The sequence below is a fragment of the Shinella oryzae genome (assembly GCF_023038235.1).
Lineage (GTDB): Bacteria > Pseudomonadota > Alphaproteobacteria > Rhizobiales > Rhizobiaceae > Shinella > Shinella sumterensis.
The window spans coordinates 346825-369724 of sequence record NZ_CP081987.1 but is presented as its reverse complement, the minus strand read 5'-3'; the positions used below and the strand labels follow the sequence as shown (position 1 = coordinate 369724).

General features: G+C 63.3%; 18 protein-coding genes. 7 read left to right on the top strand and 11 right to left on the bottom strand.

Going from position 1 to position 22900, the window contains the following annotated elements; all coding sequences use genetic code 11:
• Positions 1 to 2: 2 nt before the first annotated feature.
• The 5 genes from K6301_RS01835 to K6301_RS01815 form a co-directional block, all read right to left on the bottom strand.
• Entirely contained in the window at positions 3 to 821 is an 819-nt protein-coding gene (locus K6301_RS01835; RefSeq protein ID WP_134649734.1) for an ABC transporter permease, read from the bottom strand.
• 3 nt (positions 822 to 824) lie between these two features.
• Positions 825 to 1736 (bottom strand): ABC transporter permease subunit, encoded by a 912-nt coding sequence (locus K6301_RS01830; RefSeq protein ID WP_134649733.1) that lies wholly within the window; start codon positions 1734 to 1736, stop codon positions 825 to 827.
• Positions 1737 to 1740: 4 nt separating this feature from the next.
• Positions 1741 to 2883, bottom strand: a complete 1143-nt coding sequence (locus tag K6301_RS01825; protein ID WP_134649732.1) for an ABC transporter ATP-binding protein — start codon at positions 2881 to 2883, stop codon at positions 1741 to 1743.
• 79 nt (positions 2884 to 2962) lie between these two features.
• Positions 2963 to 4072 (bottom strand): polyamine ABC transporter substrate-binding protein, encoded by a 1110-nt coding sequence (locus K6301_RS01820; RefSeq protein ID WP_281505881.1) that lies wholly within the window; start codon positions 4070 to 4072, stop codon positions 2963 to 2965.
• A gap of 166 nt (positions 4073 to 4238) precedes the next feature.
• The gene (locus tag K6301_RS01815) at positions 4239 to 5654 is read right to left on the bottom strand and encodes a helix-turn-helix domain-containing protein (protein WP_247218898.1); all 1416 of its coding nucleotides are present in this window, start codon (positions 5652 to 5654) and stop codon (positions 4239 to 4241) included.
• A 219-nt stretch (positions 5655 to 5873) separates the two neighbouring features.
• On the opposite strand from K6301_RS01815, the gene aceA reads away from it, so the two are divergent.
• Together aceA and K6301_RS01805 are read left to right on the top strand one after the other, a co-directional pair.
• The gene (aceA, locus tag K6301_RS01810; RefSeq protein ID WP_247218897.1) at positions 5874 to 7163 is read left to right on the top strand and encodes an isocitrate lyase; all 1290 of its coding nucleotides are present in this window, start codon (positions 5874 to 5876) and stop codon (positions 7161 to 7163) included.
• Between the two features lie 50 nt (positions 7164 to 7213).
• Positions 7214 to 7453, top strand: a complete 240-nt coding sequence (locus tag K6301_RS01805; RefSeq protein ID WP_134649728.1) for an SMc00767 family acetate metabolism repressor — start codon at positions 7214 to 7216, stop codon at positions 7451 to 7453.
• Between the two features lie 119 nt (positions 7454 to 7572).
• Here K6301_RS01805 and K6301_RS01800 read toward each other — a convergent pair whose 3' ends face one another.
• The 4 genes from K6301_RS01800 to K6301_RS01785 form a co-directional block, all read right to left on the bottom strand.
• Positions 7573 to 9420: a methyl-accepting chemotaxis protein gene (locus tag K6301_RS01800; RefSeq protein WP_247218896.1), complete on the bottom strand. Its 1848-nt coding sequence runs from the start codon at positions 9418 to 9420 to the stop codon at positions 7573 to 7575.
• A 145-nt stretch (positions 9421 to 9565) separates the two neighbouring features.
• A complete protein-coding gene (locus K6301_RS01795) occupies positions 9566 to 12094 on the bottom strand; it encodes a methyl-accepting chemotaxis protein (protein ID WP_247218895.1) in 2529 nt (842 codons plus the stop codon).
• A 236-nt stretch (positions 12095 to 12330) separates the two neighbouring features.
• The gene (locus tag K6301_RS01790) at positions 12331 to 12468 is read right to left on the bottom strand and encodes a hypothetical protein (protein WP_160870023.1); all 138 of its coding nucleotides are present in this window, start codon (positions 12466 to 12468) and stop codon (positions 12331 to 12333) included.
• A 157-nt stretch (positions 12469 to 12625) separates the two neighbouring features.
• Positions 12626 to 13807, bottom strand: a complete 1182-nt coding sequence (locus tag K6301_RS01785) for a BaiN/RdsA family NAD(P)/FAD-dependent oxidoreductase (protein WP_247218894.1) — start codon at positions 13805 to 13807, stop codon at positions 12626 to 12628.
• Between the two features lie 166 nt (positions 13808 to 13973).
• Between K6301_RS01785 and K6301_RS01780 the strand changes: the two genes are divergently transcribed.
• The 5 genes from K6301_RS01780 (at position 13974) to edd (ending at position 21057) form a co-directional block, all read left to right on the top strand.
• The gene (locus tag K6301_RS01780) at positions 13974 to 15413 is read left to right on the top strand and encodes a glutamine synthetase family protein (RefSeq protein WP_134649724.1); all 1440 of its coding nucleotides are present in this window, start codon (positions 13974 to 13976) and stop codon (positions 15411 to 15413) included.
• 94 nt (positions 15414 to 15507) lie between these two features.
• Positions 15508 to 16794, top strand: a complete 1287-nt coding sequence (locus K6301_RS01775; RefSeq protein ID WP_247218893.1) for an NAD(P)/FAD-dependent oxidoreductase — start codon at positions 15508 to 15510, stop codon at positions 16792 to 16794.
• Between the two features lie 94 nt (positions 16795 to 16888).
• Entirely contained in the window at positions 16889 to 18361 is a 1473-nt protein-coding gene (gene zwf, locus K6301_RS01770) for a glucose-6-phosphate dehydrogenase (protein WP_134649722.1), read from the top strand.
• A gap of 9 nt (positions 18362 to 18370) precedes the next feature.
• Positions 18371 to 19069 carry a 6-phosphogluconolactonase gene (pgl, locus tag K6301_RS01765; RefSeq protein ID WP_247218892.1) on the top strand — a complete coding sequence of 233 codons (699 nt, stop codon included), beginning with the start codon at positions 18371 to 18373 and terminating at the stop codon, positions 19067 to 19069.
• A gap of 167 nt (positions 19070 to 19236) precedes the next feature.
• Positions 19237 to 21057, top strand: coding sequence for a phosphogluconate dehydratase (gene edd, locus K6301_RS01760; RefSeq protein ID WP_247218890.1), 1821 nt, complete (start codon positions 19237 to 19239; stop codon positions 21055 to 21057).
• Positions 21058 to 21256: 199 nt separating this feature from the next.
• Here edd and K6301_RS01755 read toward each other — a convergent pair whose 3' ends face one another.
• Complete coding sequence (locus tag K6301_RS01755) at positions 21257 to 21670, bottom strand: hypothetical protein (RefSeq protein ID WP_134649719.1); 414 nt, start codon at positions 21668 to 21670, stop codon at positions 21257 to 21259.
• Between the two features lie 131 nt (positions 21671 to 21801).
• Positions 21802 to 22893: an ABC transporter ATP-binding protein gene (locus K6301_RS01750; RefSeq protein WP_247218888.1), complete on the bottom strand. Its 1092-nt coding sequence runs from the start codon at positions 22891 to 22893 to the stop codon at positions 21802 to 21804.
• Between the last annotated feature and the right edge of the window lie 7 nt (positions 22894 to 22900).

Here is a 22900-nt window from a genome sequence, read left to right as displayed (position 1 = left end):
TCTCAGCGGCCGGCGATGGCCGCCTGCTCGTCGCGCTGGCGCTGCACTTCGCGCCGTTTCGTCATGATCGACGCGATGATGACGCCGATCGCGACAAGGCCGATCAGGATGGTGCAGGCCGCGTTGATCTCGGGCGTGACGCCGAGGCGGACCTGGCTGTAGATCTTCATCGGCAGCGTCGTGGCGCCTGGGCCGGAGGTGAAGCTGGCGATGACGAGGTCGTCCAGCGAAAGCGTGAGGGCCAGCATCCAGCCGGACAGCACGGCGGGCGCGATGACCGGCAGCGTCACCTCCAGGAAGGTGCGGACCGGTGTGGCGCCGAGATCCATCGCCGCCTCCTCGATCGAGCGATCGAAGGAGAGGAGACGCGACTGCACGACGACAGTCACGAAGCACATGCTGAAGGTGATATGCGCGAGCGTCACCGTCACGAAGCCGCGGTCGAGGCCGATGGCGACGAAGAGCAGCAGCAGCGACAGGCCGGTGATGACTTCCGGCATGACGAGCGGCGCATAGACCATGCCCGAGAAGAGCAGCCGGCCGCGAAAGCGCGTGTAGCGCGTCAGGGCCAGCGCCGCCATGGTGCCGAGCACCGTGGCGATGGTGGCAGACAGGAGCGCGACGCGGATCGTCACCCACGCCGCATCCATCAGGCCGCGGTTGTTGAACAGCGAGACATACCATTTCGTCGAGAAGCCGGCCCAGACCGTCACGAGCTTGGACTCGTTGAAGGAGAAGACGACCAGCAGCACGATAGGCAGGTAGAGGAACGCGAAGCCGAGAACGACCGAGACGATGTTGAAACGGGACCAGGTGTTCATGGCTTATCTCCCCTGCTCTTCGGCCTTGGCCTGCGCGTTCTGGAAGAACACGATGGGCACGACGAGAATGAGCAGCAGGATCGTCGCCACGGCAGCGGATACCGGCCAGTCACGGTTCGCATTGAACTCGTTCCACAATGTCTTGCCGATCATCAGCGTCTGCGATCCGCCGAGCAGGTCGGGAATGACGAATTCGCCGACGGCCGGGATGAAGACGAGCATGCAGCCTGCCACCACACCGGGCAGCGACAGCGGGAAAGTGATTTTCCAGAAGGCGGTGATCTGCGGGCAGCCGAGATCCTGCGCCGCCTCGATCAGCGTGTTGTCCATCTTCTCCAGCGCGGAATAGAGCGGCAACACCATGAAAGGCAGGTAGGAATAGACGATGCCGATATAGATCGCCCAGTTCGTGCCCAGAATGATCAGCGGGGAATCTATGATCCCCGTGCCGATCAGAAACTGGTTGAGCAGCCCTTCCGGCTTCAGGATCGCGATCCACGCATAGACGCGGATGAGGAAGCTCGTCCAGAACGGCAGGATAACGAGCATCAGAAGCGTCGGACGCAGCGAGCGGGGCGCCTGCGCCATGCCATAGGCGATGGGATAGCCGATCAGCAGGGTGGCAAGCGTGGAGACGCCGGCGATCCACACGCTCGACAGATAGGCATTGAGATAGAGCGCATCTTCGGTAAGCCAGACGAAATTGTCGAAGCTGAACTCCCCGATCTTAGCCCAGATACCGGAAAGGCCGTCCGCCAGCGCAAAAACCGGCTCATAGGGCGGCTGGGCGATGGCGGTGGTGGACAGCGAAATACGAAAGACGATCAGGAAGGGGACAAGAAAGAAGAACAGCAGCCACGCATAGGGGATGATGATGACAAGGCGGCTGAAGATGGCGGAGCCGAGCTTGCTCATGCGCTCAATCCTTCAACACGACGCCGGCTGTCTCGCCGAAGGAAACCCAGACCTTCTCATCATAGGCGATGGGGTTCTCCACCTCGCGCTGGGCGTTCAGCATTGAGGCCTTGACCACCTTGCCGCTGCCGAGCTTGACGTAGAAGACCGTCATGTCGCCGAGATAACCGATATCCCAGACCTCTCCTTCGGCCGCGTTGACGGTGGCGTCGGTTGGGGCGTTACGCGAGACCTTCAGCTTCTCCGGCCGGATGGCGAAGCCGGCGGCGCTGCCGCTCGCCGGTGCGCCCGCCGAGGCGGTGCGCACGGTAAAGCCGTCATTGGTTACCAGTTCGATCTTGCCGTTGCCGCTTGCGGAGACCTTGCCGTCGAGAATGTTCACGTCACCGATGAAATCCGCGACGAAGCGCGAATTCGGCGCTTCGTAGATTTCCGCTGGCGTCGCGACCTGGATCACCTTGCCGTGGCTCATGACGGCGATGCGGTCGGCCATGGTCATCGCCTCCTCCTGGTCGTGCGTGACGACGACGAAGGTGAGGCCGAGATCCTGCTGGAGATCCATCAGTTCGAACTGGGTTTCCTCGCGCAGCTTCTTGTCGAGCGCGCCGAGCGGCTCGTCGAGCAGCAGCACCTTGGGGCGCTTGGCCAGCGAACGGGCGAGTGCCACGCGCTGGCGCTGGCCGCCGGACAGCTGATGCGGCTTGCGCTTGGCGAACTGCTCCAGCTTCACCAGCTTGAGCATCTGGGCGACACGCTCGGCGATCTCGTTCTTCGGCATGCCATCCTGGCGCAGGCCAAAGCCGATATTGCTCTCCACCGTCATGTGCGGAAAGAGCGCGTAGGACTGGAACATCATGTTGACCGGCCGCTTGTAGGGCGGAATGCTCGCAATATCCTGGCCATCGAGAATGATCTCGCCGGATGTCGGCCGTTCGAAACCCGCAAGCATGCGCAGAAGCGTGGACTTACCGCAGCCCGAAGCGCCGAGCAGCGCGAAGAACTCGCGGTGGTAGATGTCGAGCGTGAGATTGTCGACAGCCGTGAAATCACCGAACTTCTTCGTGACATTGCGGAAGGTGATGAACGGCTTTGCGGCCGGGTCGGCCCAGGGCGCAAAGGAACGACGGATATTGCCGAGAGATTTCATGCCTGTCCCCATCTCTTTTTATTGGCAGCACAAATGAAATTGCCCGGAAGGTTCTTCCGGGCAATTTGCACTGGACCGATTACTGGCCGGTCACGACTTTTGTCCACGTCCGCGTGAACAGACGCTGCGTTTTGGAATCGAGCGCCGTGTTGGTGAAGAGCTTCTTCAGCGTCGCGTCATCGGGGTAGATCGTCGGGTCCTTGATGATGTCTTCCGGCAGGAGATCCTGCGATGCCTTGTTGCCGTTGGCGTAGTGGATGTAGGTCGACGCCTTGGCGATCACGTCCGGGCGCATGATGTAGTCCAGGAAGGCGTGTGCTTCCTCGACATGCGGCGCATCGGCCGGGATGGCCATCTGGTCGAACCACATCTGCGTGCCTTCCTTCGGAATGGCATAGCCGATCTCGACGCCGTTCTTGGCCTCGTCGGCGCGGTCGCGGCCCTGGAAGATATCGCCCGACCAGCCGATCGCGATGCAGATATCGCCATTGGCAAGACCGTTGATGAATTCCGACGAGTGGAACTTGCGCACGAAGGGGCGAACCTTCAGCAGCGCTTCCTCGGCCTTGGCGATATCCGCCGGATCATGGCTGTCGGGGTTGAGGCCGAGATAGGCAAGCGTGACCGGAATGATATCGGTCGGCGAATCCAGCATGTTGATGCCGCAATCCTTCAGCTTCTCGGCATTGGCCGGATCGAAGATCGCGCTCCAGCTGTCGATTTCGTCGACCCCGAGCGCTTCCTTGATCTTGGCCTTGTTGTAGCCGATGCCGATCGTGCCCCACATGTAGTTGATCGAGTATTCGTTGCCCAGGTCGAACGGCTGCATGCGCTCGGAGATCATGTCCCACATGTTCTTGAGGTTCGGCAGCTTCGACTTGTCGAGCTTCTGGTAGACGCCGGCCGCGATCTGGCGCTGCAGGAAGGTGTTGGTGGGCACGACGACGTCATAGCCGGTGCCACCGGCAAGCAGCTTCGTCTCAAGGATCTCGTTGGAGTCGTAGACGTCGTAGACGACCTTGATGCCGGTTTCCTTGGTGAACTCGTCGATGATCGAGCTATCGATGTAATCGGACCAGTTGTAGACGTTGACAACCTTCTCTTGCGCGAAAGCGCTGCCGGCCGCCATGAGCGCCGCGAGAGCGGCCGTCGCAAAAAGAGTACGTCTTACCATTGATTTTTCTCCCAGTTTTTTAACTGACCGATGCGTTCGCACGAACGTCTGTCGCCGATTATGGAGTTTTTTCAAGAGGCGACAAGCCGCATTCTACGTAAAGGCCCGACGAATTTTATATCACATTGTTCCCATTTCTATCATATCTCATCCGCATCTCCGACGGAAATCAAGTCAAAACTTACTGGAAGTCGAAAAGGCTGAGGCCCGCCACCATTTCGTCGAGCCCCAGCGGACGCGTGACCGGCGGCTCGGCGCGGGCAAGACAGCCCTGCCGCTCGCATAGCCGACATGCAGTGCCGACGGGCACGGCTGCGTCCCGACGCACCGCTTCCGCGTAAACCGTCTCGTCCGCATGGGCGCCGTCGCAGCCGATGAGCAGCGCCGTGCGGCGCACACGCTCGGCAAAGGCGCCCTGCGGCCCTTCCAGCGTGCGGGAGACGGCAAGAAATGCCGCACCGTCAGGCATTTCCACGCGATCGACGAGAATCTGCCCCGGCTGGGCGAAGGCCGCGTGCACGCCGAGCTTGGGACAGTCGCCGCCAAACCGGGCCTGGGGAAAACCCTGTGCGCCGGCCCGACGGAAACGGTGACCGGCATTGTCGATCTCCAGCATGAAGAACGGCACGCCGGCCCTGCCCGGCCGCTGGAGCATGGTCAGGCGGTTCGCCGCCTGTTCGTAGGACACGCCGAAGCGCGACCGCAGCATGTCGATATCGTAGCGCACGCGCTGTGCGGCGGCGTGAAACGCCTCATAGGGCATCATCAGGGCATGGGCCGCGTAGCGCGCCAGCTCGAAACGCGCGATGCGCTTTGCCTCCGCGGTGGAGAAGGCAAGCAGATCGAGTTCGGCGAAGATCTCGTCCTGAAGCGCCAGCTGCACCGTTTCCATGGCGATCTCGCGCAGCTGGTCGAAGGGCGAAAGGCGCTCCGAAAGGAAGAGGCGCATGGAGTGCCGATCGAAGCGGCGGCGCAGCGTCGGCATGGCATGCACGGGCAGAAGGCGCACGACGACGCCGTGTTGCTTGCGCAGCCAGCCCTTCAGCGCCGCGGCCAGCTCGTCGCCGGGTGCGAGCGCGGCGTGGAACCGTTCGGCGGCCTCATCGATGGCGCCGAAATAGTTGGGACGGTTTTCCAGCTTGTCGCGCACCTCGTCCATCGGCAACAGGGTGCCGGCCAGCATGGTGGCGCGCCCCTCGCGGGCCAGCATATCGGCAAGGTCCGTCAGGCGCGCGGCCTGCTCGCGGTAGGCGCGGTAGAGCTTGAGGATACCGCTCGCCACATTCGGCGCCGCGTCGGCGATTTCCAGAAGCTCCTGGTCTCCGGGCAGTTCGCCAGCCAGCAGCGGATCGGCGAAGACCTCGCGCAACTGGCGCGCGTTGCCGGCGCTTTCGCCCTGGAGATCATCGAGATCGACCTTGTAGACGGAGGCGAGGCGCAGAAGGAGTTGCACTGTCAGCGGTCGCTGGTTGCGTTCGATGAGATTGAGATAGGACGGCGAGATCGAAAGCCCCTCGGCCATCGCCGTCTGGGTGAGGCCGAGCGTGTTGCGGATGCGCCGGACTTTGGGGCCCGCAAAGATCTTGTTCTCTGCCATATGTCAAATCCTTTACACGCGCGTCTGCGCATCAGACTTTACAATTTTTACTTTTTTACATCGCCGATCTGTCAAAGACAACACATCATTACTCGATTTACAGCCTGATTTACCGGATTTTCCTCGCCGGATTGTGCGCTGCGATGTAAATACTGTCACATCAAATCGGGCAACAAGGAGCTGCGGCCCGATCCGGAAAACATCGCATTGGAGGATAGCATGACCGATTTTTACAATCTTGTTCCGAGCGCGCCCAGGGGCCGGTTCGATGGCATCGAGCGCCCCTATACAGCCGAGACGGTCGAGAAGCTGCGCGGCTCCGTCCAGATTCGCCATACGCTGGCGGAAAACGGCGCGAACCGCCTGTGGAAGCTCATCCACGAGGAAGATTTCGTCAACGCTCTCGGCGCGCTCTCGGGCAACCAGGCCATGCAGATGGTCCGGGCCGGGCTGAAGGCGATCTATCTCTCCGGCTGGCAGGTCGCCGCCGATGCCAATACCGCATCCGCCATGTATCCCGACCAGTCGCTCTACCCGGCCAATGCCGCACCGGAACTGGCCAAGCGCATCAACCGCACGCTCCAGCGCGCCGACCAGATCGAGACCGCCGAGGGCAACGGCCTTTCGGTCGACACCTGGTTCGCCCCGATCGTCGCCGACGCGGAAGCCGGTTTCGGCGGTCCGCTCAACGCTTTCGAGATCATGAAGGCGTTCATCGAGGCGGGTGCGGCCGGCGTCCACTTCGAAGACCAGCTGGCATCCGAAAAGAAGTGCGGCCATCTCGGCGGCAAGGTCCTGATCCCGACCGCCGCCCATATCCGCAACCTCGATGCCGCGCGGCTCGCGGCCGACGTCATGGGCGTGCCGACACTGATCGTCGCCCGCACCGATGCCGAAGCCGCCAAGCTTCTCACCTCCGATATCGACGAGCGCGACCAGCCCTTCGTCGACAAGGACAAGGGCCGCACGGTCGAGGGCTTCTACCAGGTCAAAAACGGCATCGAGCCCTGCATCGCGCGCGCCATTTCCTATGCGCCGCACTGCGACCTGATCTGGATGGAAACGGGCAAGCCCGATCTCGAACAGGCCCGCAAGTTCGCCGAAGCCGTGCACAAGGCCCATCCCGGCAAGCTGCTCGCCTACAATTGCTCGCCCTCGTTCAACTGGAAAAAGAACCTGGATGACGCGACGATCGCCAAGTTCCAGCGCGAGCTGGGCGCGATGGGCTACAAATTCCAATTCATCACGCTTGCCGGCTTCCACCAGCTGAACTTCGGCATGTTCGAACTGGCCCGCGGCTACAAGGAGCGCCAGATGGCCGCCTATTCGGAGCTGCAGGAAGCAGAATTCGCGGCCGAAATCAACGGCTACACCGCGACCAAGCACCAGCGCGAAGTCGGCACCGGCTATTTCGATGCCGTCTCCATGGCCATCACCGGCGGCCAGTCGTCCACCACCGCCATGCATGAATCGACCGAGCACGAACAGTTCCGCCCGGCCGCCGAGTAAACCCAGACCGTCCCCTTTCAAGAACCCCTGATTACAAGAGGAGAAATGCCATGACAGTCCAGACCCGCGTCAAGGAACGTGCTGAAGAACAGGCGTCCGCCATGACATCCGACCAGCAGGCCATGATCCGCATGGTCGCCAACGACCTGCATCGCCTCAACCAGTCAGTCATGAAGGCGGTCGACGCCGGCGTGTCGGTCGAGCTCGTCCGCTCCGCCCGTCACCATGGCGGCGAGGGCAACTGGGGCGACCTGCTGATCCCGGTCATCGTGACGCAGGGTCGCGGCTGACAGGCCTATATCCAGTCAAGAAAAACCCCCGGCGTCCCTGCGCCGGGGGTTTTTCGTTTCGGGGCAGTGTCCGGTGAAGAAGGCTCAAGACGCTGCGCCTTCAACATTGCGCAAAACCGTCAGGCCGCGCGGGCGGTCCGTCCGCCGGAATTGCGCTCTCCCGCTTCGAAACGGAACTGGCCGATAAGTGCCATCAGCTCGTCCGCCTGGCCTGCGAGCTGGCGGCTCGCGCTCGTCGTCGATTCCACCATGGACGCGTTCTGCTGGGTCATCTGGTCCATCTGGTTGACGGAGCCGTTGACCTCCTGCAGCGCTGCGGACTGATCCCGGCTGGCCGTCGCGATCAGGGCGACATGGTCGCTGATGCCGACAATCTGGCGGCTGATCGCTGCAAGCACCGCGCCGGTTTCCTGCACCAGACTCGCGCCCGTGCTGACCTCCTGCGTCGACTTGTCGATCAGGCCCTTGATTTCCTTGGCGGCCTCTGCCGAGCGCTGCGCCAGTTCGCGCACTTCCTGTGCAACGACCGCAAAGCCCTTGCCGGCCTCGCCCGCCCGCGCCGCCTCGATGCCGGCATTGAGCGCGAGCAGGTTCGTCTGGAAGGCGATGTCATCGATCACCTCGATGATCTGCTCGATCTTTCGCGAGGCATCTTCGATCCGCCCCATCGCCTCGATCGCACTGGTCACCACGGCGCTGGAACTGTCGGCGCTCGCTTTGGTTTCGGCGACCCGGCTGTTGGCCTCCTGCGCGCGTTCGGCGGAGGAGCGAACGGTAACGGTGATCTCGTCCACCGCCGCCGCCGTCTGCTCGAGCGAGGCGGCCTGCGATTCCGTGCGACGCGACAGATCGTCGGCGGACCGGCGCATCTCGGCACCGCTGGACTGGATCGCAACCGCATTGGCACGGATGCTGCCGAGTGTGCCCTGAAGGCGCGACAGCGAATCGTTGAAATCCTGCCGCAGCTGTTCAAGCCGGCCGGAGAACGGCACGTCGATCGTCTCGGAAAGATCGCCCTGCGCAAGACGACCGAGGCCGGCCGCCAGCTGGTTGACGGCGAAATCGATTTGCCGGTCCGTTTCGCGCTTTTCCGTGTCCACCTTTTCGCGCTCGGCTGCCGCCTCTTCATTCTGACGCTGGGCGACCGCCTCCATGTCGATCCGACGCTGCGCGTTTTCGCGGAAAACCTCCAGCGCACGCGCGATCTGGCCGAACTCGTTGGCCTTGTCCCGGCTGGGAATATCCGTGTCGAGACGGCCTTGCGCAATCGCGCCCACCGCACCGATCAGCGCGCGCAGCGGACGGGTCGCCCGGCGCACGGCGAGATAGGCAAGACAGCCGAAGAGCAGCATGGAAACGCCACCCGCGATGATCGCGCGAAGCTGGAGGTCATGGATCTTCTGGAAGTAAACCTCCATCGGAATACCGATGAAAAGCAATCCGACATTAGCGCCGGCGGCATTCTTGACGGGGAAGTAGCCGGTCATGAACTCACGGCCGAACAGCTGCGCGGGCCCGAAATAGGGCGCACCCTTGGCGAGCACGGCCTGCGCCGGATGATCCGCGGCGAGTTTCGTGCCCGTCGCGCGGCTGCCGTCTTCCTTCTTCACATTCGTCGAGATGCGGACATAGTCCGATCCCTGTTTCTCAAAAATCGTCGCGACGCCGGCAATGGACGTGGCGGTGCGATCGACAAGATCGTGGTTCGCAAGCTCCGGCATCGCATCGCTGCGCACGCCGGCAAGCGCACCATCCTTCAGCTCGATAGACGCCCCGTCGATCACGGCATCGTAGAGAACCGCCATGTTGCGTGTGGCGTCATGGGCGTCATTGGCCGCATCCTGGAGCACATAGCTTTTCAGATTGTAATGCATGACGCCGACGATGACGGCGGCGCTGAGAAAGATGAAGGCGAAGGTCATCGCCGCATACTGATAGGCGATCGAAGATCGGAATATCTTGCTCATTGTCGGGCTCCTGTTGTCCCGAAATGATAAAAATCAAGATATAAGAAAAGCTGAAAATCCGCCACCACATCCTGTAAATCGGGACGTCCAGGCATAAAAAAGGCCCGGAAAACCGGGCCTTTTTTGGTTAACAGCGGCGGCTCAATCAGGCGGCGCGGTAGGCGCCGTGATCGTGTTCTTCCGTTTCGAGGCGGAACTGCTCGACCAGCATCATCAGCGTGTCGGCTTCGCCCGCAAGCTTGCGGCTTGCCGCCGTCGTGACGTCGACCATCGAGGCGTTCTGCTGGGTCATCTGGTCCATCTGGTTGACGGAGCCGTTGACCTCCTGGAGTGCCGCGGCCTGGTCGCGGCTTGCCGTCGCCATCATGTCCACATGGTGGCTGACGGTGACGATCTGCTGGCTGATCGCGGCGAGCACGGCGCCGGTTTCCTGCACGAGATGCGATCCGGCATTCACCTCGCTCGTCGATTTCTCGATGAGCACCTTGATCTCGCGGGCGGCACTTGCCGAACGCTGCGCCAGCTCCCGCACCTCCTGCGCGACAACGGCAAAGCCCTTGCCCGCTTCGCCCGCACGCGCGGCCTCGATACCGGCATTGAGGGCCAGAAGGTTGGTCTGGAACGCGATGTCGTCGATGACCTCGATGATCTGCTCGATCTGGCGGGAAGCCCCCTCGATGCGCCCCATCGCATCGATCGCGTTGCTGACGACGCCGGCGGAATTGTCGGCGCTGCGCTTGGTGGCGCCCACGACGAGGTTGGCCTCATGCGCCCGCTCGGCGGAGGAGCGCACGGTCGCGGTGATCTGCTCGACGGCAGCCGCGGTCTCTTCCAGCGAGGACGCCTGCGATTCGGTGCGCTTGGAAAGCGCGTCGGCCGATTGCAGCATGTCGGCGCCGCTGCGCTGGATCGACAGGGCGTTGTTGCGGATCTGGCCCAGCGTGTCCTGAAGGCGCACGAGCGAGACGTTGAAGTCCTGTCGCAGCTGCTCCAGACGACCGGAGAAGGGCGTCTCGATCTGGCGCGACAGGTCGCCCTGCGCCAGGCGCCCGAGGCCTGCGGCAAGCGCGTTGACCGCGAAGTCGATCTGCTGGTCCATCGCCTGCTTTTCCGCGTCGTTGCGGCGCCGCTCGGCCTCCGCCTCGGCGCGCTGCTGTTCGCTTTCGGCCTCCACGCGGATCTTGGACAGGGCGTTTTCCTTGAAGACGCCGAGCGCACGGGCCATGTCGCCGATTTCGTCGGCACGGCTCTGGCCGGATATGCCGGTATCGAGGAAACCGTCGGCAAGGCGGCGCATCGCGCCGGTGATCTGCCCGATCGGTCCCTTGAGCGTCAGCACCAGCGCGATGCCGGCAAGCACGGCGATGGCCGCACCGACGACGGTCGCCAGTACCGAGACCTGGTTGGCCTTCTCGCGCTCCGAGCCGGCGCTCGTCTTCTGCTCCTCGGCAAACTGGCTGAGCAGGTTCCAGATGCTGTCGATGGACTGGCCGGCGACATCGAAGTCGGCCGTGCGCTGGGTGCTGATCTTGACCAGCGTGGCGCTGTCGGCGTTGATCTTGTCGATGACGGGCGTCACCGCTTGCCCGACACCATCGAAGAAGGCGAGGCCGTTGGCGCTGCCGCGCAGGGTGTCGATTTCGCTCGTCACGATGGACAGCGACGCCAGCAGCTTGGTGCGATTTTCCTCCGAGGTATCGCCGAGGAAACGGGCCGCGATGATTTCGGCGTCATAGATCGAATTGACCAGCTTGCGCGTGGCGGACAGAACGGCTTCCGACTTGATGATCGGCTCGTCGAGTTCGCCGAAGATGCGGGTCGCTTCGCGCATCTTCTCGCCGGCGCCGCCCTGCAGCTGGATGGCGATCTGGCGGAAGCGGTTGATGCGGCGCGCCACCTCGGGAACGACGACATCGGCCGTATCGCTGGAGGCCAGGTAACCGCCGAGTTCGTCGATCGTGGTGCGGATGGTGGTGGAGACGACCTTCTGGCTCTTCGGCAGGATGGCCGCAATCGAGCGTTCGGTCTTGGAAATCAGCGGGTAGCGCTCCTTGACGAGTTTCAGCTTTTCGTCCGGCGTCGGGGCCTTGGCGAAGTCGCTGAGGAAATCGGCAAAGAACCGGCCTGCATTGGTCAGGCGGTCGGCCTCGCGCAGCATGCTCTTTGCGCTGTTCTCGTCCTGGCGGACGGAGCGCTGCAGCTTGGTCGCCTCTTCAAGGATCTTGATCTGTTCGGCGGCAAGGTAATTGAGGTTCTTGCCCATCGCGTCATGCAGCCTGGTCTCGCGGGTATAGAGCAGCCACAGGCCCTCCATGCGCGCCTCGATATCCTTGGTCTGCTTCTGGGCGTCGAGCAGCTTCGAGGCGTCGACGTCGGGGGTCAGGCCATCCATCGTCTGGCGCAGCAGCGTGACCTGCGCCTTCAGGCGCTGGTTGACCTCGTCGCGGGTCTCCTTGCTGGTATCCTGCAGGAAGCGGTTCATGCTGGCATAGACGTCCTTGAAGCCGCTGAGCGACTGGAGGACGCTGTTGGAAATCTCCATGCGGCCCTGAAGCAGGCCGGTGGCATAGAGACCCGTGAAGCCGACGGCGCAAATGCTCAGAACGAACGGCAGGATGAAGACCAGAACCTTGGTCTGGATTTTGAAACGGGCAAGAATGCGATCAATAAACATGGCGGAACATCCGTTGTCGGCGCGCTCCACCCCTGCTCTCTTCCAGAGCCTCCCCAGGATTCGGACGCCGGATTACCGACTTCATGCGGCTGCAATGCCGCGTATCCGGGGGAGCATTCATTGCCAGCCGCAGGCATCCATCATGGGACACGGCTTCCGGAACCCTATCCAGAGATCATCGACGGCAATCTTTAAAATTCCCTGACTTTTTAAACCGATTTATCCCGGTCCGACCGTCAAAGGGCGATGAGCGCGAGTGCCGTCACCAGAATGGCGGCGAGCGCGCAATTGACGCCGATCGCCAGCAGACGGCGGCGGCTTTCTTCCGTTGCGGCGATGGCGATGGCACGGGCGGGGCGACGTGTGGCAGGCATGCGGCGATACTCCGTTACGTGGAAACAACAGGCAACGCGGATGATCCGGGTCTGCCGGCCCACATCATGTTGTCTCCCATCCCGAGAGCGGGAAACGCCGACATTTCGAGAGCATCCGCCCCGAGGTCTTAACGGACGGTAAAGGACCGTACAGGAATCACGCTTCCTGCCCCGCGGCATGGCCGGAGGCCCAGGCCCATTGGAAATTATAACCGCCCAGCCAGCCGGTGACATCCACGGCCTCGCCAATGAAGTAGAGCCCCGGCACCGCCTTTGCCGCCATGCTGCGGGAATCGAGTGCGGCCGTATCGACGCCGCCGAGCGTCACCTCCGCCGTGCGATAGCCTTCCGACGCCGGCGGCCGGAACCGCCAGTCGCGCAGCTTTTGCACCAGCGCATCGATCCGCTTTCCGGAGAGTTCGGCGAGCGGGCCGTCGATGCCCAGATCGGTGGCGACCAACTGCGCCAGCTTCTTCGGGATATGCTCGGCGAGAACGGTCTGTACCGCCTGCCGGCCGTTCTGCTTGCGGGCGGCGGCGATGATCGCGGCGAAGTCGAGATCGGGGCGGATATGCAGGCCGATCTCCTCGCCCTCGCGCCAATAGGAGGAGATTTGCAGGATGGCCGGGCCGCTCAGCCCGCGATGGGTGAAGAGTGCTGCCTCGCGGAACTCGGTCTTGCCATGGCGTGCCGCCACGTCCACCGCCACACCGGGCAGGCCCTCATGGGCGGCAAGTGTGCCGGGATCGAGCATCAGCGGCACGAGCCCCGCACGGGTTTCGATAACGGGCAGCCCGAACTGCTCGGCGACACGATAGGCAAATCCCGTGGCGCCCATCTTGGGAATGGACTTTCCGCCGGTGGCAACGACCAGCGAGGCGGCCTCGATCGCCCCCTGCTCCGTCGAGATGCGGAAGAACGTCCCGTCATGCGCGATGTCGCCGATCGCAGTGGAAAGCCTGATTTCGACGCCTGCCGCCTTCATCTCGGCCAGCAGCATGGCAATGATGTCCTTCGCGGAATTGTCGCAGAAGAGCTGGCCCAGCGTCTTCTCATGCCAGGCGATACGGTGGCGCTCCACCAGATCGAGGAAATCACGCGGGGTATAGCGGGCAAGCGCCGACTTTGCGAAATGCGGGTTGGCGGACAGGAAGTTCTTCGGGCCGGCATGGATATTGGTGAAGTTGCAGCGGCCGCCGCCGGAAATGCGGATCTTTTCGCCCGGCGCCTTCGCATGGTCGAGAACGAGCACACGGCGCCCGCGCCTGCCCGCCTCGATGGCGCACATCATGCCTGCCGCGCCGGCTCCGATAATGACGACGTCCCGCCGCTCTGCCACGTTGAAATCCTCTTTTTCCCTCTCTTTCGGCCATCGCAGCGGAATGTCAATCCGGGCACGAAAACGGGAAATAGAACGGAAATCACCGTTTTGAAGCGCAGGGGGGAGCTAGCCAAGCATCATTCTGTGTCTATGATGGCGCATCATCAACCAACCCCGGTGTGTCATGCCGTCCAGGAAGAAAGTCGTTACGCCCACCATAGAGAAAGCAGCACGCTCCACCAAAATACCTCCCGCCATCAGCGTGCCACGCGGAGTAAAGACCTGGAAGGACGCCGCAGACTGGCTTCGGGCCCGCGGCATTGAAGACATCGAATGCATCACGCCGGACCTCGCGGGCGTGCCGCGCGGCAAGATGATGCCGTCGTCGAAGTTCACGTCGAACACGTCGCTGGCGCTGCCTTCCGCACTCTATCGCCACACGATTTCCGGCGATTACCCCGAGGAGACCGGCAATTTCCGCTATGAGCCGCGCGACAGCGACCTCAAGCTGGTGCCGGATCTTTCCACCCTTTCCGTGGTGCCGTGGGAAACCGATCCGACCGCGCAGGTGATCTGCGATATCGTCGGCTCGACGGGCGAGAACGTGCCTTATACGCCGCGCAACGTGTTGAAGAACGTCGTGCAGATGTATCGCGAGCGCGGCTGGAAGCCGGTCGTGGCGCCCGAGATCGAATTCTATCTCGTCGCCGTCAACGACGACCCGGATTATCCGCTGCATCCGCCGAAGGGCCGCTCCGGCCGCGCCATTCTGGGCGGACAGGGCTATTCCATTGCCGGCATCAACGAATTCGACGAACTGATCGACGACATCTATCACTTCTCGGAAAAGCAGGGCCTCGAGATCGATACGCTGATCCACGAGGAAGGGCCCGCGCAGCTCGAAATCAACCTGCGCCACGGCGATCCCATCGAACTGGCCGACCAGGTGTTCCTGTTCAAGCGCACGATCCGCGAGGCGGCGCTGAAGCACGGCATCTATGCCACCTTCATGGCCAAGCCCATGCAAGGCCAGGCCGGCTCGGCCATGCATATCCACCAGTCGGTGGTGGAGCTCGACACGGGCCGAAACGTCTTCTCCAACCCGGACGGATCGCCCTCGAAGGAGTTCTTCCACTTCATCGGCGGCATGCAGGCCTATGTGCCGAAGACGCTGGTCATGATGGCGCCCTATGTGAACTCCTACCGACGCCTGACGCCCGACATGTCGGCGCCGGTCAACAATGCCTGGGGCTACGACAACCGCACCACGGCCTTCCGCGTGCCGGTGTCGGACGCGGCCGCCCGCCGTATCGAAAACCGCCTGCCGGGATCGGACGCCAATCCGTATCTCGCGCTCGCGGCCTCGCTCGGCTGCGGCCTGCTCGGCATCATGAACGGGATCGAGCCGAGCCCGCCGACGGAGGATACCGCCAACGAGGGCACGATCGATCTGCCGCGCGGCCTGCTCGAGGCCGTGTCGTTGCTCGAATCCGATCCCGCACTGGCGGAGGTCCTCAGCGCGGAGTTCATCGGGCTCTATGCCGGCGTCAAGCGCGGCGAGTTCGAGACCTTCATGCAGGTGATCAGCCCCTGGGAACGCGAGTTCCTGCTGCTCAACGTCTGAGCGGCCGGCGGTCCGGGCCGCCCGACACTTGAGCCCCGAAAGCGGCCGGCGCCCCGGTGCGCCGCCGCAGCCTCCTGCCCCATGAGTGTGCGCTATGCCCTGGCAAAGCCCGATTTCCCCCGGCGTCTCCTGGTATGAAGCAAGCGTCGGAGACCGCCCCGAATATGCGCCGCTCGACGGCTCGGTCGAGACGGATGTCGCCATTGTCGGCGGCGGCTTCACCGGTCTCCAGGCCGCCTACAACCTTGCCCTCAAGGGCGTGCGCGTCACGCTGATCGAAGCGCACCGCTTCGGCGACGGCGCGTCCGGCCGCAATGGCGGCCAGCTCGGCACTGGCCAGCGCACCGATGCGGAGGAACTGGAAGCCGAACTGGGCTATGAGCGCGCCAGGGCGCTGTTCGACCTTGCAGAAAACGCCAAGCATCACATCCACAATTTCGCCGCCGCGCAGAACCTCGACATCGACTACGTGCCCGGTCAGCTCAATGTCAGCCACAAGACAAGCTATGAGAAGGACTTCCGCGATCATATCGAGATCGCCGCGACCCGCTTCGGCTATCCGCACATGCATTTCATGGACCGGGCGGAAACCGAGGAACGCGTCGGCTCGAAGCGCTTCTTCTTCGGCATCCGCGATACCGGCACCGGCCATATCCATCCGATGAAGCTCATCGTCGGCGTCGCGCGGGCGGCGCAGGAGGCGGGCGCCAATCTCCACGAAAGAACCCCCGCCCTCAAGATCGAGCGGTCCGGCGGAAAGGCGGTGATCACGACGGCGCGCGGCACCATCCGGGCCGACAGAGCCCTGATCGCCTGCAATGCCTATATCGGCGATCTTGAGCCGAAGACGGCGGCGCATGTCATGCCGATCCGCTCCTTCATCGGCGCGACCGTGCCGCTCGAAAAATTTCCGTCGATCATCCCGGGCGGGGAATCCATCGCCGACACGCGCTTCGTCGTGCGCTACTTCCGCAAGACGCGCGACGGCCGGCTGCTGTTTGGCGGACGCGAGGCCTACACCTCCGACAATCCGGACGACATGACGCCGCCCATCCGCCGGCAGATCGAGGAAGTCTATCCGCAACTCAAGGGCATCGAACTCACCCATGCCTGGGGCGGCTCCGTCGGCATCACCATGCCCCGCAAACCCTATGTGCGCGAGGTCATGCCTGGTATCACGACGATCGGCGGCTATTCCGGCCACGGCGTCATGCTGTCAAACTACTGTGGCAAGCTCTATGCCGAGGACGTGACCGGCGGCAGCGCGGAGCTCGACCAGTTGAAGGCCCTGAAAATCCCGGCCTTCCCCGGTGGCTCGCGGTTCCGCTCGCCGCTTCTGTTCCTCGCCATGACGTGGTACGCGCTACGCGACAAGCTCTGATCGAGTCGAAGCGTCGAATTTGTTGCGTTGCACGCTGGCGTTTTTAAATCGATTAGATTATAACACCCGCCAACAGAACAGATCGAGATATCCGATGAGCAGCCAGATCATTCCCGTTGAGCCCTTTGACTATGTCGTCTTCGGCGGAACCGGCGATCTTGCGGAACGCAAGCTCCTTCCGGCCCTCTATCACCGGCAGCTCGCCGGCCAGCTTTCCGATCCCACGCGCATCATCGGCGCGTCGCGAACGGCCTTCACGGATGCGGAATACCGCAAGTTCGCGGTGGATGCGCTGAAGGAGCACCTGAAGCCCGGCGAATTCGAGGACGAGCAGGTCAAGATCTTCTGCGATCGCCTGTTCTACGTCTCGGTCGACGCGAAGTCCGACGCCGGCTGGGACAAGCTGAAGGAGCTGCTCGACGAGGGCAAGGAACGCGTGCGCGCCTTCTACCTGGCCGTCGCGCCGGCGATCTTCGGCGATATCTCCGAGAAGATCCGCGATCACAAACTCATCACCAAGCAGACGCGCATCGTTGTCGAAAAGCCGATCGGCCGCGACCTCGCGTCGGCGGACGAGCTGAACAACACGATCGGCAAGGTGTTCCGCGAAGAGCAGATCTTCCGCATCGACCACTATCTCGGCAAGGAGACGGTGCAGAACCTGATGGCGCTGCGCTTCGCCAATGCGCTCTACGAGCCGCTGTGGAATTCCGCGCATATCGACCACGTCCAGATCACGGTCGCCGAATCCGTCGGGCTGGAAAGCCGCGCCGGATACTATGACAAGGCCGGCGCGCTGCGCGACATGGTGCAGAACCATATCCTCCAGCTGCTCTGCCTCGTCGCCATGGAAGTGCCCTCCTCCATGGACGCGGAAGCCGTGCGCGACGAGAAGCTCAAGGTTCTGCGCGCGCTGAAGCCGATCGACCAGTACAATGTCGAGCGCCTCACGGTGCGCGGCCAGTATCGCGCCGGCGCGTCCGCCGGTGGCCCGGTCAAGGGCTATCTGGAAGAGCTGGACGGCGGCGTCTCCAACACGGAAACCTTCGTTGCCATCAAGGCCGAGATCGGCAACTGGCGCTGGGCGGGCGTGCCCTTCTACATCCGCACGGGCAAGCGTCTTGCCGCGCGCATGTCGGAGATCGTCATCACCTTCAAGCCGATCCCGCATTCGATCTTCGACCCCTCGGCCGGCCGTATCGAGGCGAACCAGCTCATCATCCGCCTGCAGCCCGACGAAGGCGTCAAGCAGTCGCTGATGATCAAGGATCCGGGTCCGGGCGGCATGCGCCTGCGCAACGTCTCGCTCGACATGAGCTTCGCGCAGGCCTTCGACGCCCGCAACGCCGACGCCTACGAGCGCCTGCTGCTCGACGTCATCAGGAACAACCAGACGCTCTTCATGCGCCGTGACGAAGTCGAGGCCGCATGGCGCTGGGTCGACCCGATCCTCAAGGCCTGGGAAGCGACCGGCCAGCAGGTGCAGGGCTACACCGCCGGCACCTGGGGGCCCAGCCAGGCCATCGCCCTCATCGAGCGCGACGGCCGCACCTGGCATGAAACGTAAGGAAGGCCGATGAGCGCGAGACTGCATGAATTCAAGGACGGCGCGGCGCTGGCCGAAGGTCTGGCGGATCGCGTGTCCGCAGCCCTTGCCGATGCCGTGGCCGCCCGTGGAAAGGCCACCATCGCCGTATCGGGCGGTTCCACGCCGAAGGCCTTCTTCAAGTCGCTTTCGACCCGCGAGATCGATTGGGCGAAGGTGACGATCACGCTTGTCGACGAGCGGTTCGTGCCGGCGGACAATCCGCGCTCCAATCATCTGCTCGTTGCCGAGAACCTGCTTCAGGGCAAGGCGCAGGCGGCGAATTTCCTGCCGCTCTACCGCCAGGCCGACAGCGCCGACGAGGCGGCCCGGATCGTCTCGCGGGATGCAGAAGCACTCGGCGCACCGTTCGACGTCGTCATTCTCGGCATGGGAACGGATGGCCATACCGCCTCGTTCTTCCCCGGCGGCAACAATCTGGCCACCGCGATCTCGGCTGAAACGCCGCGCGGCGTCATCACCATGGAAGCGGAAGGTGCCGGGGAAACCCGCCTCACCTTCACCTTCGCCAGCCTTCAGGATGCCCGTCTTCTGGTGTTGCATATCGAGGGACAAGGCAAGAAAGACGTTCTTGCCGCGGCGGAAGGTGACGGGCCGGAAACCGATATGCCGATCCGCGCCGTTTTGCGGCGTGCGGCAACGCCGGTCGATATCTACTGGGCGCCTTAGAGTGTTGCCCGACGCCGGAGATTTCTTCGGCTTTCAATGCTCTGGAGCGCGCTTAGCCGGCTGAAGCCGAACATGCCCGGCGCATGGCGCCATTGACCCGCGGATCGTGCAGCTTTCGCGCTCGCCCTGCCGTGTAAAAATGCAATCGAGGAAGTCAGGATAATCCCATGTCCGCCGACAAGCGCATTGAAGCCATTACCGCCCGCATCGTCGAACGCTCGAAGCCGCACCGCGAAGCCTACCTCGGCCGCGTGCGGGCTGCCGCTGCCAGCGGCGTGCACCGGTCCGTGCTCTCCTGCGGCAACCTCGCCCACGGCTTTGCGGTCTGTTCCCCCGCCGAGAAGGACGCGCTCGCCGGCGATCGCGTTCCGAACCTCGGCATCATCACCTCCTATAACGATATGCTCTCGGCGCACCAGCCGTTCGAGACCTACCCGGCGCTGATCCGCGAGGCCGCACGCGAAGCAGGCGGCGTTGCCCAGGTGGCAGGCGGCGTGCCGGCGATGTGCGACGGCGTCACCCAGGGCCAGCCGGGGATGGAGCTCTCGCTGTTCTCGCGTGACCTCATCGCCATGGCGGCCGGCGTGGGCCTGTCGCACAACATGTTCGATTCGGTCGTGTATCTCGGCGTGTGCGATAAGATCGTGCCGGGCCTCACGATCGCCGCGCTGACCTTCGGCCACCTGCCCGCTGTCTTCATTCCCGCCGGGCCCATGACCTCCGGCCTTCCGAACGACGAGAAGGCGCGTGTGCGACAGCTTTTCGCCGAGGGCAAGGCCGGCCGTGCGGAGCTGCTGGAGGCCGAATCCAAGTCCTATCACGGCCCTGGCACCTGCACCTTCTACGGTACGGCCAACTCCAACCAGATGTTGATGGAGATCATGGGCTTCCACATGCCGGGCGCCTCCTTCATCAATCCGGGCACGCCGCTGCGCGATGCCCTGACGAAGGAAGCCGCCAAGCGGGCGCTCGCCATTACCGCCCAAGGCAACGAATTCACGCCGGCGGGCGAGATGATCGACGAGCGCTCCATCGTCAACGGCGTTGTCGGGCTGCATGCCACGGGCGGTTCGACCAACCATACGCTGCACCTCCTCGCCATGGCGCGCGCCGCCGGCATCCTCCTGACCTGGGAAGATATTTCCGACCTGTCGGATGTCGTGCCGCTGCTTGCCCGCGTCTATCCGAACGGCCTTGCCGACGTGAACCATTTCCACGCCGCAGGCGGCATGGGTTTCCTGATCCAGGAACTCCTGAAGCACGGCCTGCTGCATGACGACGTGCGCACCGTCTACGGCCAGGGGCTCAACGCCTATACGGTCGATGCCCGGCTCGGCGCCAACGGCACCGTTCTGCGCGAGCCCTCTCCGAAGGTCAGCCACGACCCGAAGGTGCTTGCCAGTATCGAGACACCCTTCCAGCCCACTGGCGGCCTGAAGATGCTCACCGGCAATATCGGCAATGCCGTCATCAAGATCTCCGCCGTGAAGCCCGAGCGCCATGTCATCGAGGCGCCCGCCAAGGTCTTCCATGACCAGCTTGAGCTGAACGCAGCCTTCAAGGCCGGCGAACTCACGGGCGATTTCATCGCCGTCGTGCGCTTCCAGGGCCCGAAGGCCAACGGCATGCCGGAACTGCACAAGCTGACGACGGTGCTCGGCATCCTGCAGGACCGCGGCCAGCGCGTGGCGCTTCTGACCGACGGACGCATGTCCGGCGCATCCGGCAAGGTGCCGGCCGCCATCCATGTGACGCCCGAGGCCGTGGACAACGGCCCGATCGGCCGCATCCGCGACGGCGACATCATCCGCCTCGATGCGACCCACGGCACGATCGAGGTCCTGGTGGATGCCGCCGAATTCGCCGCCCGCCCGCAGGCGGCGGCCGATCTTTCCGGCAACGAATTCGGCATGGGTCGCGAACTCTTCGCCCCCTTCCGCGCGATTGCCGGCCCGGCGGACCATGGAGCGAGCGTGCTGTTCGCTTAAGTGGCGCCTCCTTCGGTCAGGCCTGAGCCACAAACTCAACGTCATCCTCGGCCTTGAGCCGAGGATCCACAGCCACAGGCAGTGGTCTGCGCTTGGACTTGATGCTCGGGTCAAGCCCGAGCATGATGGAGGGGGAGGTCGCGCCAAGCTCGATATCTGGCAGACATAAGAAGAGGAGCGTTTCGCCCCTCTTTTCACATCAGCCGTAGATATCCAACGTCCGGTTCTGGTGGTTGCGGTGCGTGGAGTAGACAAAGATGCGCTGCAGGTCCTTGTCGGAGAGCAGGCGCAGGAAGCGGGCTTCCACGACATCATTCGGATAGACGCGCTGCGTGAGGCAGCCGATCATCGGGATGCGGGCGCTGACGATGTCGAGGTAGAAATTGCGCGGAAGCTGGAACTTCGTCGTCATGGTGATGACGGCCCCGCTGCGCGACAGCTTGACGATGACACCGCGGCGAGAGACGAGATTGACGAGGCCACCCGTCTCGGTGAACTCGATGCGGGCCTCGTTGCAGGTGTCCTCCATCGGGAAGGTCTTTTCCCGATCATACATGAAGGACTCTTCCTTGTTCAGGTAGCTTCCCCGCGATACGTCACCGTAAAATCCCATCAGACTGCTCGCCCCGGCACTGCATTACCGGGAAATGCTACGGCGACAACGCTTAACATCGCGTTGAACGGCAGGCGAAAATCCTGCCATTCCAAAGGGCATCCGGTGCATTTTTTTGCAGACGCCGCGCCTCAAAGAGCCCTGTAGCTTTGCCCCGCGGCATTGAAGAGATGCAGCTTCGCCCTGTCCGCCGTGAAGCGGATCGTGTCGCCGCGCTTTACGTCGAGAATGCCGGGGATCTTGGCGATGATCGGCTCGCCCGGCACAAGACCCTCGATGTAAAGCAGCGTGACCTCGCCGAGCGCCTCGACGATGGATACCGTGCCCGCGAACAGGAAATCGTCGCCGGTCGAAATCTGCAGGTCTTCCGGGCGCACGCCGAAGCTCGCCGCCTTCCCAACCTCGGACGCCGCCGTCGCAATGTCGACGGTGACGGTGCGCCCGCCGGTCAGTTCCAGCGCGGTCGCCGCGCCGGCAGAAGTGATCTTGGCAGGAATGACGTTCATGGCGGGCGAGCCGATGAACCGGGCGACGAAGAGATTGGCGGGGCGCTCGTACAATTCGAGCGGGGCCCCGACCTGCTCGATGCGGCCGGCCGACAGCACGACGATGCGATCGGCGAGCGTCATGGCCTCCACCTGATCGTGCGTCACATAGATCATGGTCGTGTCGGCCATCTGCTCGTTGAGCTTGGCGATCTCGATGCGGGTGGCGACGCGCAGCGCCGCATCGAGGTTCGACAGCGGCTCGTCGAAGAGGAAGACCTTCGGATTGCGGCAGATGGCGCGGCCGATGGCGACGCGCTGGCGCTGGCCGCCCGAGAGCGCCTTGGGCAGTCGGTCGAGATAGGTGGTGAGCTGAAGGATATCGGCTGCCGCGCGCACGCGGCGATCGATCTCCTCCTTGCTTTCGCCGGCGATCCGCATGCCGAAGGCCATGTTGTCGTAGACGGTCATATGGGGGTAGAGCGCGTAGGACTGGAACACCATGGCGATGCCGCGCTTCGACGGCGGCACATCGTTGACGCGCTCGCCGTCGATCATCATGTCCCCGCTGGTGATCTCCTCCAGACCGGCGATCATGCGCAGCAGGGTCGACTTGCCGCAGCCGGACGGACCGACGAAGACGATGAACTCGCCCTGCTTGATGTCGAGATCGATGCCATGGATCACATCCACGGCACCGTAGGATTTGCGGATATCCTTGAGCACCAGCCCTGTCATGTCTCTA